The 12789-nt window shown below is 65.2% G+C and carries 13 protein-coding genes; all 13 read right to left on the reverse strand.

Going from position 1 to position 12789, the window contains the following annotated elements:
* Nucleotides 1-59 precede the first annotated feature (59 nt).
* Nucleotides 60-1208: a PilX N-terminal domain-containing pilus assembly protein gene (locus tag C9J49_RS13535; protein WP_107182417.1), complete on the reverse strand. Its 1149-nt coding sequence runs from the start codon at nucleotides 1206-1208 to the stop codon at nucleotides 60-62.
* Between the two features lie 9 nt (nucleotides 1209-1217).
* The gene (locus C9J49_RS13540; RefSeq protein WP_181454304.1) at nucleotides 1218-1916 is read right to left on the reverse strand and encodes a PilW family protein; all 699 of its coding nucleotides are present in this window, start codon (nucleotides 1914-1916) and stop codon (nucleotides 1218-1220) included.
* Nucleotides 1913-2338, reverse strand: coding sequence for a type IV pilus modification protein PilV (gene pilV, locus C9J49_RS17355; RefSeq protein WP_258394065.1), 426 nt, complete (start codon nucleotides 2336-2338; stop codon nucleotides 1913-1915). The genes C9J49_RS13540 and pilV overlap by 4 nt, the downstream gene beginning before the upstream one ends.
* Nucleotides 2338-2775: a GspH/FimT family pseudopilin gene (locus C9J49_RS13550; RefSeq protein ID WP_107182419.1), complete on the reverse strand. Its 438-nt coding sequence runs from the start codon at nucleotides 2773-2775 to the stop codon at nucleotides 2338-2340. The genes pilV and C9J49_RS13550 overlap by 1 nt, the downstream gene beginning before the upstream one ends.
* 3 nt (nucleotides 2776-2778) lie before the next feature.
* On the reverse strand, nucleotides 2779-3177 hold the full coding sequence (locus C9J49_RS13555; RefSeq protein ID WP_052052325.1) for a type IV pilin protein: 399 nt from the start codon (nucleotides 3175-3177) through the stop codon (nucleotides 2779-2781).
* A 167-nt stretch (nucleotides 3178-3344) separates the two neighbouring features.
* The gene (ispH, locus tag C9J49_RS13560; protein ID WP_107182420.1) at nucleotides 3345-4313 is read right to left on the reverse strand and encodes a 4-hydroxy-3-methylbut-2-enyl diphosphate reductase; all 969 of its coding nucleotides are present in this window, start codon (nucleotides 4311-4313) and stop codon (nucleotides 3345-3347) included.
* Between the two features lie 122 nt (nucleotides 4314-4435).
* Nucleotides 4436-4891 carry an FKBP-type peptidyl-prolyl cis-trans isomerase gene (gene fkpB / locus C9J49_RS13565; protein WP_035592834.1) on the reverse strand — a complete coding sequence of 152 codons (456 nt, stop codon included), beginning with the start codon at nucleotides 4889-4891 and terminating at the stop codon, nucleotides 4436-4438.
* 31 nt (nucleotides 4892-4922) lie between these two features.
* Nucleotides 4923-5444 (reverse strand): signal peptidase II, encoded by a 522-nt coding sequence (lspA, locus tag C9J49_RS13570; protein ID WP_107182449.1) that lies wholly within the window; start codon nucleotides 5442-5444, stop codon nucleotides 4923-4925.
* A gap of 10 nt (nucleotides 5445-5454) precedes the next feature.
* Nucleotides 5455-8304, reverse strand: coding sequence for an isoleucine--tRNA ligase (ileS, locus tag C9J49_RS13575; RefSeq protein ID WP_107182421.1), 2850 nt, complete (start codon nucleotides 8302-8304; stop codon nucleotides 5455-5457).
* Nucleotides 8305-8314: 10 nt separating this feature from the next.
* Complete coding sequence (ribF, locus tag C9J49_RS13580; protein ID WP_107182422.1) at nucleotides 8315-9337, reverse strand: bifunctional riboflavin kinase/FAD synthetase; 1023 nt, start codon at nucleotides 9335-9337, stop codon at nucleotides 8315-8317.
* 79 nt (nucleotides 9338-9416) lie between these two features.
* Nucleotides 9417-11003, reverse strand: coding sequence for a murein biosynthesis integral membrane protein MurJ (gene murJ, locus C9J49_RS13585; RefSeq protein ID WP_258394066.1), 1587 nt, complete (start codon nucleotides 11001-11003; stop codon nucleotides 9417-9419).
* A gap of 119 nt (nucleotides 11004-11122) precedes the next feature.
* The gene (gene rpsT, locus C9J49_RS13590) at nucleotides 11123-11389 is read right to left on the reverse strand and encodes a 30S ribosomal protein S20 (protein WP_035592830.1); all 267 of its coding nucleotides are present in this window, start codon (nucleotides 11387-11389) and stop codon (nucleotides 11123-11125) included.
* A 222-nt stretch (nucleotides 11390-11611) separates the two neighbouring features.
* Entirely contained in the window at nucleotides 11612-12751 is a 1140-nt protein-coding gene (gene proB / locus C9J49_RS13595; RefSeq protein WP_035592828.1) for a glutamate 5-kinase, read from the reverse strand.
* Between the last annotated feature and the right edge of the window lie 38 nt (nucleotides 12752-12789).

Below are 12789 nucleotides of genomic sequence, written 5' to 3' on the forward strand. Positions count from 1 at the left end.
ATTAAAAAGTTATAAAAGCGATAAAAAATCGCCCCATGTGAATTCACCCAAAATGCTGCCTATCGCCAGTTCTCAACAACAAACCCACCTCTCACGCCAACACTTTCTTCATCTCCCTTCCAACCCACATAATCCGCTATTGCGTCAGAGCTGTAAAATATACTCGGATTCCCTCCTCCACCATAAGAGAACCCCTCACCCAAGACTGCACCCACTATGGTAGAGGTGCCACCAGAGGATATACTTCCTGCAATTCGATTGCCTTCATCATCGATAGCGGTCGAGATCACCACAAGACCCACGAACTTGTCTCTCCCATCCAGGTCCAAAACGCCACCCTCAAGAACAACTACACCTTCATCACTCCCCGGAGAAACCACCTCACCCGGCCCAGCATAGTAGACATAATCAGGCTTACTGCTCGACCTTGCGACCGACAAGGCATTGGCAATGTCTAAAGCGATTCTTTCTTCTGCCTTTTCCCATGTCTCACTCAGCCGGCCAACATAATTATCATAAGACGATGAAGAATAGATCTCGTCACCAACGACTGCGCTTTTATTACCATTCCCTTGCTGCTCACTCACCGTCCCGCCATTAGCCATGAGGATGGCCGCAACATCGCTCCCCTGCGGATTGACATCAGGCTGATGACTTCCTTGCGTCTTGCCATCCACCACCCTATCTGTACCATCAACAGAAGAACCAGACTTCCCATTGCCCGGAGAAAAGGAGCACAGACGGCCCTTATATTGAACACAAGCAAGCGCTGCTTCCACACCTGAAATAATACCGCCGCCACCTTCTGTAACCTCAACGATGACTAAATCACTTAATGCTGCCACCCCATCACCTATTCGGCCCATCGCGACAATATATCTATCTTCGCCGTCAACCACATACCGATAGTAACAATGTAAGGGCGCTTGGCATTCGCCATCACCCTTTTCTTTCACGTCGTCCCACCTCAGATCTGTAACATCAGAGGAAGAGAGACTAGAAAGGCTCACCCAGTCAGCACTACCAATAGACCCAAGACCTGCGGAAGCGGCTTGCTCCGCCCCCATTTGCGCTTGAGCAGCCGCCTTGTAATTACCTGCCAGGCGCTCGTCGATCAAAGATGACTGCATGCTGGAAAGCCCCAGCATCAGGGAGGCCGTCAACATGGTGAGTACAACGATCAGCGCAGCACCTTTTTGATTCCTCATTATCGCCTCTTACATACCACACCAACGGGGCTTGAATTTACCACCACCGTTGTAACATTCGTCAGCATACAACTGATTGCCATTATCATCGTAACCATCTCCATCTGGATCTGACTCTTCGGCCTCGCCACCGCTGCTTCCGTCAGCATCGTCGACACCACCATTTTCATTAACGGCTTCAGTACGATTTACAGCATAAAAGGCCAGGCTATCAGCATCACCGGAAGAATCTGTAGCGACCAAATCGATCTGAACCATCCAGATTCCCTTGCCCACATCACTGGCATCTAAATTAATATTGAAGCCATTATTTGGCCCATCAGCATCTAGCCCCGAAACAACAGACTGAAAATCACCACCACCACAATCATTGCGCACCTGAAGTTCAGAGCCGCTCAGCCTATATGTCTTATCGACCTCATCGCCCGGGCTGCAACCGGAAACCACATCGCCCCGGTTACGAACAGTTAACTTGAACTCTCTATCGGTATCATTCCACTCAATGGTGTCTCGGGCGGCGCGGCGAATATCTCTAATCAGGGTTTCGACGGCGAAGTTCACCGCCGCCTGCTTTTCACCGAGCGCCTCCACCTGGCGCTGGGTCTGAAACACCGTCAGGAACAGTTGGCCGGCCCCCAGGATGATGACCAGGCCAATCACCATAGCCACCATCAGTTCGACAAGAGAAAAGCCGCGGCTATGCTTCATGGCACCACCCGACCTGGAAGCCTGACACGATACTCGAATGCAGGAGGCCCCTCGGAAGAGAATCTTTCCTCCGCCCAGGCAATATCGATGTCGAATTCGCATTCGCCATGGCCATTGACAGGGGTGTTGCTCAACCCTGGAAGAAAAGTGGACCACTGATCATGCCAACCCGCTTCGTGCCCATTGACCACACTCTCGGAAGGGCATGACAACTCTTTCTCTTCGGCCATCTCGGCCCACAGTCTCTCCTGTGCATCCTGCGCCGCCAGGCTGGCGATGGAACGCTGGTAGGCAGCATGAGCGCCTTGCAAGGCCTTGAGCTGCATGCCTGCCACACCCAGCAGGCCGATGGAAAGCACCAGCAGGGCGATCAGCGCCTCAAGCAGGGAGAAGCCACGCTGTATGGACGTTGCCACTGGCATCATGCCTCCCCGACCCGTCCCATTGGGCTGATACTGATCGCGCGGTTCCTGACATCCGAGTAAGTGTTGCTCAAGAATAGCGTGCACCCCGATGCGCAGCCCCCCGTCGGCTTCCCTAGCGGCCCGAAGGTCACGGAAAAGCCCTCGGATAACGCCGTGCGTGTGTCTTCACCGCTGCGTTGGCGCAGGACGCTGCCATCCACCACGCCATACCGCCAGGGAGTGGCCTGCGTCACCGTGAACGTCACGTCTTCACGACGTTTTATCGCTTCACTCCTGGCGTAGTTGAGGCCGACAAGTACTTCATTGTATTCAGAAGACACCCGGCTCGCGGCCATCATGCGCTGGAAATCCGGGATCGCGACGGTCGCCAGTATCATGGCCACTGCGATGGTGACCAGAAGCTCGATCAGGGTGAATCCAGAGGCACGCTTCATAGGTTATTCCCAGCAGCCATCCGGGCCCCTCGTTCCATCGCTCTCCAGCCAGATCGTTCCACAGCCGGATGGCACTCGCGTTCCCTCCGTCGCCTTTAGCTTGAACGCGCTCCCCGGGTCACCGTCGAAGCTGATCCTTGGGTACACCCCCTCCGGTGACGTTCTCGTCTGCAAACAAGATGCCTTGTAGGAGTAATGCCGCGTATAGCAACGCTCCATCTCTCCCGCCGCCTGCATCAGGCCCGCCTGACCGTCCGACAGTCGCGCGCGTTCCACGTAGCTCGTGTAACTGGGATAGGCGATCGCCGCCAGGATCCCGATAATCGCCACCACGATCAGCAGCTCGATCAGTGTAAAGCCGGCCTGGTGCCAGGCGCGGTCCCTGCGGCGTGTCCGATTCATGCTCCGGCGCATCTCCCTTCTGGCCTCACGACGAGTTTCAGTATGTATCAGCAGAGAGGCTCCCGACAGCCGATCATCGTAAAAAAACCGGGCATATGCCCGGTTTCTTCACTCCTGCGAAAGCCTGACACACCCGCTGAGCCAGAACAGTCCCAGGTGGCAGATGACTAATCGCTGGCAATCACCCGTTCGCGCAGTTCACGCGGCATGGAGAAGGTAATGGTCTCCTCGCGGCCCGGGAGTTCCTCGGGCGCCGCGGCGCCGAGTGCCTGCAGACGCTCGATCACGCCCTCCACCAGCACCTCGGGGGCGCTGGCGCCGGCGGTGACGCCCACCGCGCTCACCCCTTCGAGCCAGGTCGGATCGAGCTGCTCGGCGTTGTCGATCAGATAAGCCGTGGTCCCTTCCCGCTCGGAGAGCTCCCGCAGGCGATTGGAGTTGGAGCTGTTGGTGCTGCCGACGACCAGCAGCAGGTCGCAGCCGGCGGCCAGCTCGCGCACGGCGTCCTGGCGGTTCTGGGTCGCGTAGCAGATGTCGTCCTTGCGCGGCCCTTCAATCTCGGGAAACCTGGCGCGCAGGGCGTCGATCACCCGAGCGGTGTCGTCCATGGACAGCGTGGTCTGGGTGACGAACGCCAACCGGCTCGGGTCGTTCACCTCGAGATTGGCGACGTCCTGCTCGTCCTCGACCAGATAGATGTGTCCGCCATGGGAGGTGTCGTAGCGCCCCATGGTGCCTTCCACCTCGGGATGCCCCTCGTGGCCGATCAGGATGCATTCCTGGCCGCGCCGCGCGTAGCGCAGCACCTCCATGTGCACCTTGGTCACCAGCGGGCAGGTGGCGTCGAAGACCTTCAGCCCGCGGCGCTCGGCCTCCTCCTGAACGGCGCGGGACACGCCGTGGGCGGAGAAGATCACGATCACGTCGTCGGGTACCTCGTCGAGTTCCTCGACGAACACCGCGCCCCGCTCGCGCAGGCTGTCGACCACGAAGCGGTTGTGCACCACCTCGTGGCGCACGTAGATGGGCGGATCGAAGACGTCCAGGGCCCCGTTGACGATCTCGATGGCCCGATCGACGCCGGCGCAGAAGCCGCGCGGATTGGCCAGCTTGATCTGCACAGAGTTAGCTTGCATGGGTTGCCTTGCCTTGATGCGTTGGCATCGTTTAACGCCTGCTACATGAGGATGACGACGGTCCGACGCTTCGGCACCGCCGGCGGCCAGGATATCGAGCGCAGCAGGAAGTCAGTGTTTTCCTAGTGCGTGGTGGCCGGCTTGATCTCCAATACCTCGACCTCGAAGGTCAGGGTACGCCCCGCCAGGGGATGATTGAAGTCCACTTCCACCCGCTCGTCGTCGACGCTCTTGATCACGCCGGGCAGCTCGCCGCCGGCCGGATCGGCGAACGACATCACCATGCCCTCCTCGGGCTCGTCGGTGGAGAAATCCTCGCGCTTGAGCACCTGGATGTTCTGCGGGTTGTGCTGGCCGAAGGCGTGCTCCGGGGAGATTTCGAAGCTGCCGGACTCGCCGGCGCTCATCCCCTTGAGCGGCTGCTCGAAGCCCGGCGGCAGGTTGCCGTCGCCCACCTGGAAGGTGGCCGGCGCCTTGTCGCGGGTGGAGTCCACCTGGGTGCCGTCCTCCAGCTTGAGGGTGAAGTGGAGGGTGACTTCCATGCCCTCGTCGATGCGCAGGCCTTGTGAATCGCTCATAGGTTCTCTCGAAACGGTCGTGAAGGTCGCGTCAGGCGCGCCGCGCCCGGCGCCGCTCGCCGATGGTCGACTCCCAGATCAGCCCGATGGCGCCCAGGGTGATGCCGATGTCCGCGACGTTGAAGGCCGGGTAGTACCAGCCGGCGGCGTGGAAGGAGAGGAAATCCACCACGTAGCCGTGCACCAGGCGATCGTAGAGATTGCCCAGCGCCCCGCCGATGACCATTGCCAGCGAGGCCGCCAGCAGGGTCTCGCCGGCCCTGAGACGCTTCATCCACAGCGTCAGGCCGATGCTCGCCCCCACCGCGATGGCGGCGAACAGCCAGCGCTGCCAGCCCGGATGGTCGGCCAGGAAGCTGAAGGCCGCGCCGGTGTTGTGCAGCAGCGTCAGGTTGAAGAACGGCAGCACCTCGAGCGGCCGGGCGTAGTCGAGCATCCCGGAGGCCAGGGCCTTGGTGCCGAGGTCCAGGATGACCCAGGCCACGGCCAGCCACAGCCAGCGCAGCGGCTTGTGCATGGGCGCCGCCTGGGCGCCCTTTTCGGTCTCGGGCATGCTGCCCACCTCACGCATAGTGACGGGTCTCGCCGGGGCCGTCCGGCAGGTTGCTCACGCAGCGGCCGCAGAGGTCGTCGTGCCCCTCGTGGGTGCCCACGTCCTCGCGATGGTGCCAGCAGCGCTCGCATTTGGCATGGCCGCTGGCGGCCACCGCGACCTTGAGGCCCTCGAGCTCGGTGCCCTCGGCGCCCTCACCCTGAGGCTTTTCGCTATCAGACAAGGGCGCCAGGTGGACCTCGCTGGTCAGCATCACGAAGCGCAGCTCGTCGCCCAGCTTGTCGAGGGTCTCGCGCAGGGCATCGTCGACGTAGAGGGTGACCTCGGCGGCCAGGCTACCCTTGATGGTCTTGGCGTTGCGCGCGTCTTCCAGGCACTTGTTGACGGCCTGCTTGATCTCCAGCACCCGCTCCCAGAACTCGCGGCCCATCTCGGCGTCGTCGCCCAGGGTCTCGAGCCCGGTGTAGTACTCCTGCAGCAGCACGCTCTTGCCGCGCTTGCCCGGGATGTGCTCGTAGATCTCCTCGGCGGTGAAGGAGAGGATCGGCGCCACCCAGCGCACCAGCGCCTGGACGACGTGGTAGAGCGCGGTCTGGGCGCTGCGGCGCGCCACCGAGTCGGCCTGGGTGGTGTACTGGCGGTCCTTGATCACGTCCAGGTAGAAGCCGCCGAGCTCGCGGGCACAGAAGCCGTGCACCTGCTGGTAGACGTCGAGGAAGCGGTATTCCTCGTAGGCGGTCTCGATGCGCGCCTGCAGCTGGGCGGCGCGGTCGACGACCCACTGGTCCAGGGCCAGCATGTCGCCGAAGGCCAGGGCATCCTTGGCCGGGTCGAAGCCGTTGAGGTTCGCCAGCAGGAAGCGCGAGGTGTTGCGGATGCGCCGGTAGACGTCGGCGGTGCGCTTGAGGATCTCGTCGGAGACCGCCATCTCGCCGCCGTAGTCGGTGGAGGCGACCCACAGGCGCAGGATGTCGGCGCCCAGCTTGTCCATCACTTCCTGCGGCGCGACCACGTTGCCCATCGACTTGGACATCTTGCGACCGTGGGCGTCCACGGTGAAGCCGTGGGTCAGCAGGCCGCGGTACGGCGGGTGGCCGTCGATGGCGCAGCCGGTCAGCAGCGAGGAGTGGAACCAGCCGCGGTGCTGGTCGGAGCCTTCCAGGTACAGATCGGCGCGCGGGCCGTACTCGTGACCGTGCGGGTGCGAGCCGCGCAGCACGTGGCGGTGCGTGGTGCCGGAGTCGAACCACACGTCCAGGGTGTCGGTGACCTTCTCGTAGTCGCCGGCCTCGTCGCCCAGCAGCTCGGCGGCGTCCAGGCGGAACCAGGCGTCGATGCCCTCGGCCTCGACGCGCTGGGCGACCAGCTCCATCAGCACCACGGTGCGCGGGTGCAGCTCGCCGGTCTGCTTGTGCAGGAAGAACGGGATCGGCACGCCCCAGTTGCGCTGGCGCGAGATGCACCAGTCGGGGCGGTTGGCGATCATCGAGTGCAGGCGCGCCTTGCCCCAGGCCGGGGTGAAGGCGGTGGCCTCGATGCCCTCCAGCGCCTTCTCGCGCAGGGTGCGGCCGTCGCGGCCGATCAGGTCCATGCCGACGAACCACTGGGCGGTGGCGCGGTAGATCACCGGCGTCTTGTGGCGCCAGCAGTGCATGTAGCTGTGGCTGATGGTCTTGTGGGCCATCAGCGCACCGAGCTCGCGCAGCTTGTCGACGATGTGCGGGTTGGCCTTCCAGATCAGCTGGCCGCCGAAGTACGGCAGGTCGTCGACGTAGACGCCGTCGCCCTTGACCACGCTGATGAAGTCGCTGAAGTCCATGCCGTAGCGACGGCAGGAGTCGAAGTCGTCGACGCCGTGGACCGGCGCCGAGTGCACGATGCCGGTGCTGCCTTCGTCGATGGTGACGTAGTCGGCCAGGTAGATCGGCGCGCGGCGCTCATAGATCGGGTGGGCGAACGCGATCAGCTCCAGGCGCTCGCCGGTGGCGGTGGCGATGATCTCGCCGTCCAGGCCGAAGCGCTCGAGGCAGGACTCCACCAGCTCCTCGGCCAGCAGCAGCAGGCGCTCGCCGGTGTCGACCAGCGCATAGGTGAACTCCGGATGGACGTTCAGCGCCTGGTTGGCCGGGATGGTCCAGGGCGTGGTGGTCCAGATCACCACGGCGGCCGGCTTGGGCAGGGCCTCGAGGCCGAAGGCCGCGGCCAGCTTGTCGTCTTCCGCGCAGGCGAAGGCCACGTCGATGGCGTCGGACTTCTTGTCGGCGTACTCCACCTCGGCCTCGGCCAGCGCCGAGCCGCAGTCGAAGCACCAGTTGACCGGCTTCAGGCCCTTGAACACGAAGCCACCCTCGACCATGTCGGCCAGGGCGCGAATCTCGCCGGCCTCGTTGGCGTAGTCCATGGAGCGATAGGGGTTGTCCCAGTCGCCGATCACGCCCAGGCGCACGAAGTCGGACAGCTGGCCCTGGATCTGCTCGGCGGCGTACTCGCGGCACAGCCCGCGGGCCTGCTCGGCCTCCAAGTGCTTGCCATGGGTGGTCTCCACCTTGTGCTCGATCGGCAGGCCATGGCAGTCCCAGCCCGGCACGTAGGGGGCGTCGAAGCCGGCCAGGTTCTTCGACTTGACGATGATGTCCTTGAGGATCTTGTTGACGGCGTGACCGATGTGGATGCTGCCGTTGGCGTAGGGAGGGCCATCGTGGAGCACGAAGATCTCGCGGCCTCGACGCGCCTCGCGCAGGCGCCGGTAGAGGTCCATCTCCTTCCACTGCTCCACCCGCGCGGGCTCGCGCTTGGGCAGCATGCCGCGCATCGGGAAGTCGGTTTCTGGCAGGTTCAGAGTGTGCTTGTAGTCGCTCATATCCTGGGGGTCAGCCGTCGTCGTGGTCGGCGGGCTGGCCCGCCGAGGAATCGGAAGTCACGGCCTCGCGCGCCAACGGCGCCGATGCCAGAGGAAGAGAATCGTCCGCCGTGGCGAAGAAGCGCCGGGCACGCGCCTGGTCGAGGCCGATCTGGGTCTTGAGGGCGTCCAGGCCATCGAATTTCACCTCGCCGCGCAGCTTGGCGCAGGGCACCACGCTCAGGGTCTGGTCATAGAGGTCGCCGTCGAAGTCGAACAGGTGGACCTCGAGCACCGGCCGCTGACTGCCCACCGTGGGTCGCCAGCCGACGTTGGCCACGCCCTCGGCGCGGCGGCCGTCGGGCAGCTCGGCGACCACCGCATAGACGCCCTGCAGCGCCAGGGCGCGGGCCGACTGCGGCAGGTTGGCGGTGGGCACGCCGATGGTACGACCCAGCTGACGGTCGCGCACCACCCGACCGGCGAGCCGATAGGGCCGGCCCAGCAGGCGCGCGGCCTGGGCGAAGTTGCCGCTGGTCAGCAGGGTGCGCACCCGGGTGCTCGAGACCCGCTCGCCGTCGAGCAGGAAGCTGCGGGTGTGCTCCACGCCGAAGCCGCGCTCCGCGCCCGCCGCCTCGAGCAGTGCGAAGTCGCCGAGGCGGTCGCAGCCGAAGCGGAAGTCGTCGCCCACCACCAGATGGCGCACGCCGAGGCCCTCGACCAGCACCCGCTCGATGAAGGCCCGAGCGGTCAGCGAGCGCAGCGTGTCGTTGAACGGCAGGCACAGCACCCGGTCGGCGCCGTGCTCGGCCAGCAGCTCGACCTTGTCGCGCAGCCGGGTCAGGCGCGTCGGCGCCTGGTCGCCGGCGAAGAACTCGCGGGGCTGGGGCTCGAAGACCACCACCGTGACCGGTAGCCCCAGCGCCCGCGCCCGTTCGCGCAGCTGATCGAGGATCGCCTGGTGGCCGCGGTGCACGCCATCGAAGTTGCCGATGGTCGCCACGCAGCCCCGGTGTTCGTCGCGCAGATTGTGCAGTCCTCGAATCACTTGCATGGGCGTCATCGCGCTGGAGGTGAAAGGGGATCGATTATAACGGACCAAGGGCCCCTTGACAGCCGGGCCGGCTTGGCCATCAGCCGTTGATCCGGAAATGCCGCGGTCGCACGCCGAACGCCGCCAGCCAGGCAAAGTAGGCCGTCGCCCCCAGGATCACCAGTGCGGCCAGCCAGCCGACCCGATGCCACAGCGACCAATCCAGCCAGGCGTGCCATTCCGGCATCAGCCAGGCCAGCCCCAGCCCCATCACCGCGCAGCCGCCGAGCAGCTGCACCGCGTAGCGGCCCCAGCCCGGCTGGAAGCGCAGCACGCCCTCGCGGCGCAACAGGAAGCCCAGCAGGCCGGCATTGAGGAAGGCCGACAGCGCCGTGGCCAGCGCCAGGCCGGCGTGGGCCAGCGGCCAGATCAGGATCAGGTTGAACACCATGTTGGCGACCATCGCCACGATGCCCACCTTGACCGGCGTCTTGGTGTCCTGGCGGGCGAAGAAGCCCGGGGCCAGCACCTTGATCAGCATGAAGGCCACCAGGCCCAGCGCATAGGCACGCAGACTCATCGCCGCCATGGCGATGTCGTGGTCGGTCATGGCACCGTAGTGGAACAGCGTGATCAACAGCGGCTCGGCCAGCACCGCCAGGGCCAGCGCCGCCGGCATGCCCAGCAGCAGCACGGCGCGGATCGCCCAGTCGAGCATCCGTGCGAAGTGCTCGCCGGACTGCTCGGCGTGGCGCTTGGACATCGCCGGCAGGATCACCGTGCCGATGGCGATGCCGAACACCCCCAGCGGCAGCTCCACCAGGCGGTCGGAGTAGTAGAGCCAGGACACGCTGCCCGCCGCCAGCAGCGAGGCCAGCACGGTGTCCAGCAGCAGGTTGACCTGGGACACCGAGACCCCGAACAGCGCCGGCGCCATCAGCTTGAGGATGCGCCGCACGCCCTCGTGGGCGAAGCGCGGCCAGGGCCTGGGCATCAGGCCCAGCCGCGCCAGGAAGGGCACCTGGAACAGCAGCTGGGCGGCGCCGGCGATCAGCACGCCCCAGGCCAGCGCCAGCGACGGCTCGCTCATCAGCGGCGTCAGCGCGAGCGCCGCGCCGATCAGCGACAGGTTGAGCAGCACCGGGGTGAAGGCCGGCACCGCGAAGCGGTTCCAGGTGTTGAGCACGCTGCCGGCGAAGGCGGTCAGCGAGATCAGCAGCAGGTACGGGAAGGTCAGCCGCAGCATGTCGGCGGTCAGCGCCAGCTTCTCCGGGTCCCGGGCGAAGCCGGGCGCGAACAGCCACACCAGCCAGGGCGCGGCCAGCATGGCCAGCGCCGTGATCAGCAGCAGCACCGCGGCGAGGCTGCCGGCCACCGCATCGAGCAGCTCGCGCACCTCCTCGCGGGTGCGCTGGGTCGCGTACTCCGAGAGCACCGGCACGAAGGCCTGGTTGAAGGCGCCTTCGGCGAACAGCCGGCGCAGGAAATTGGGCACCTTGAAGGCGACGAAGAAGGCATCCGCCCCCTGTCCCGCCCCCAGCAGCGCAGCGATCACCACGTCGCGGGCCAGGCCCAGCACCCGCGAGAGCATGGTCATGGCGCTGACCACCATGCCCGAACGCAGCAGGCCGCCGCCCCTGGGGGCCGGAGCGGCGTCGGAGGCGGGCTGAGGAGGAGTATCGGTCACGGTGCGCTCCCTTGCCGGTGAAGTCCGGGCGAAAATCGTCAGGCACAAAAAAACCGGCCGAAGCCGGTTTTTCGATGGCGTGCCCGCACGCGGCGGGCACCCAGAGGCGTCCGGCGAGCTTACGCGGCCAGGGCCTTGATGCGCTTGTTCAGACGGCTCTTGAGGCGAGCGGCCTTCTTCTTGGACAGCACGTCCTTGTCGGCGATGCGGTCGATGACCGGCTGGGCCGCCTTGAAGGCGTCCATGGCCTGGGCGTGGTCGCCGCCGTTGATGGCCTTGATCACGTTCTTGACGTAGGTGCGAACCATGCTGCGCTGGCTCGCCTTCAGAACACGACGGCCTTCTGCCTGACGGGCGCGCTTGCGGGCTTGCTTGCTGTTAGCCACTGACTGTCTCCTTGGAGAAAGTTGTCACCGCCTGCGAGGGCGGCTTTGATAACGTTTTGATCCAACAGGGAAAAACAAAAATCCCCGTCGGCCTGGCCATCTGGCCGACCGCGCGACGTGGCGCAGTCGATTACGGGCCGTGTCTGAGAGGATGGCGCATACTATCACGCAGCGACACCGCTTGCCAGCCTTGTCAAGGCCGGATGCCCCGCCACGCCTGTCTCAGAGCACGACCAGATTGTCGCGGTGGATAAGCTCCGGCGCTTCCATGTAGCCGAGAATCGCCTCGATGCGATGGCTCGGCTGGCCGATCAGACGCTGCGCCTCATCGACGCCATAGTTGACCAGCCCCTTGGCGATGCGACGCCCTTCTTCATCGACGCACAGCACCATCTCGCCGCGCACGAAGCGCCCGGCGATCGCCTTGACGCCCACCGGCAGCAGGCTGGAGCCGCTGTCGCGCAGCACCTTGACCGCCCCGGCGTCCAGGGTCAGGGTGCCGCGCACCTGGAGCTGGCCGGCCAGCCAGCGCTTGCGCGCGGCGATCGGCGCCTGGTCGGGGGTCAGCAAGGTGCCGAGGCGCTCGCCGTCGACCAGCCGGGTCAGCACCTCGGGCTGGCGACCGCTGGCGATCACGGTCAGCGCTCCGGAGCGCGCCGCCAGCCGGGCGGCGCGCACCTTGGTGGTCATGCCGCCGCGGCCGAGGGCGCCGCCGTCGCCGGCCACCGCGGCCAGTCGCGGATCGTCGGCGCGGCCCTCGGTGATCAGGCTGGCGTTCGGATCGTGACGCGGGTCGGCGTCGAACAGCCCTTCCTGATCGGTGAGGATGACCAGGGCATCGGCCTCGATCAGATTGGCCACCAGGGCGCCGAGGGTGTCGTTGTCGCCGAAGCGGATCTCGTCGGTGACCACGGTGTCGTTCTCGTTGACCACCGGCACCACGCCGAGCTCGACCAGGGTGCGCAGGGCCGAGCGGGCGTTGAGGTAGCGCTTGCGGTTGGAGAGGTCGTCGTGGGTCAACAGCACCTGGGCGGTGGTCAGCTGGTGACGGCCGAAATGGCCCTCGTAGCACTCGGTGAGACCGTTCTGGCCCACGGCGGCGGCGGCCTGGAGGGCATGCACTTCCGACGGACGCGTCTGCCAGCCCAGCCGCACCATGCCGGCGGCCACGGCGCCGGAAGACACCAGCACCACCTCGATGCCGCGCCGATGCAGGGCGGCGATCTGGTCGACCCAGCCACCGATGGCGGCCTCGTCGAGGGCGCGGCCATCGTTGGTCAGCAGGGCGCTGCCGATCTTCACCACCACCCGCCGCATGCCCTTCAGGGCGTCACGACCGGGAACCTCTTCACCTTTCGCCATCTTCGCCGTCCTTGATACGACTCGCGTTCATCGGGCTC

This window comes from Halomonas sp. SL1 (assembly GCF_003030865.2).
Lineage (GTDB): Bacteria > Pseudomonadota > Gammaproteobacteria > Pseudomonadales > Halomonadaceae > Halomonas > Halomonas halophila.

Coding starts and splice junctions, on each gene's coding strand:
- C9J49_RS13535 (WP_107182417.1), bottom strand. CDS start 1,208: ATGAGGAATCAAAAAGGTGCTGCGCTGATCGTTGTACTCACCATGTTG.
- C9J49_RS13540 (WP_181454304.1), bottom strand. CDS start 1,916: ATGAAGCATAGCCGCGGCTTTTCTCTTGTCGAACTGATGGTGGCTATG.
- pilV (WP_258394065.1), bottom strand. CDS start 2,338: ATGCCAGTGGCAACGTCCATACAGCGTGGCTTCTCCCTGCTTGAGGCG.
- C9J49_RS13550 (WP_107182419.1), bottom strand. CDS start 2,775: ATGAAGCGTGCCTCTGGATTCACCCTGATCGAGCTTCTGGTCACCATC.
- C9J49_RS13555 (WP_052052325.1), bottom strand. CDS start 3,177: ATGAATCGGACACGCCGCAGGGACCGCGCCTGGCACCAGGCCGGCTTT.
- ispH (WP_107182420.1), bottom strand. CDS start 4,313: ATGCAAGCTAACTCTGTGCAGATCAAGCTGGCCAATCCGCGCGGCTTC.
- fkpB (WP_035592834.1), bottom strand. CDS start 4,891: ATGAGCGATTCACAAGGCCTGCGCATCGACGAGGGCATGGAAGTCACC.
- lspA (WP_107182449.1), bottom strand. CDS start 5,444: ATGCCCGAGACCGAAAAGGGCGCCCAGGCGGCGCCCATGCACAAGCCG.
- ileS (WP_107182421.1), bottom strand. CDS start 8,304: ATGAGCGACTACAAGCACACTCTGAACCTGCCAGAAACCGACTTCCCG.
- ribF (WP_107182422.1), bottom strand. CDS start 9,337: ATGCAAGTGATTCGAGGACTGCACAATCTGCGCGACGAACACCGGGGC.
- proB (WP_035592828.1), bottom strand. CDS start 12,751: ATGGCGAAAGGTGAAGAGGTTCCCGGTCGTGACGCCCTGAAGGGCATG.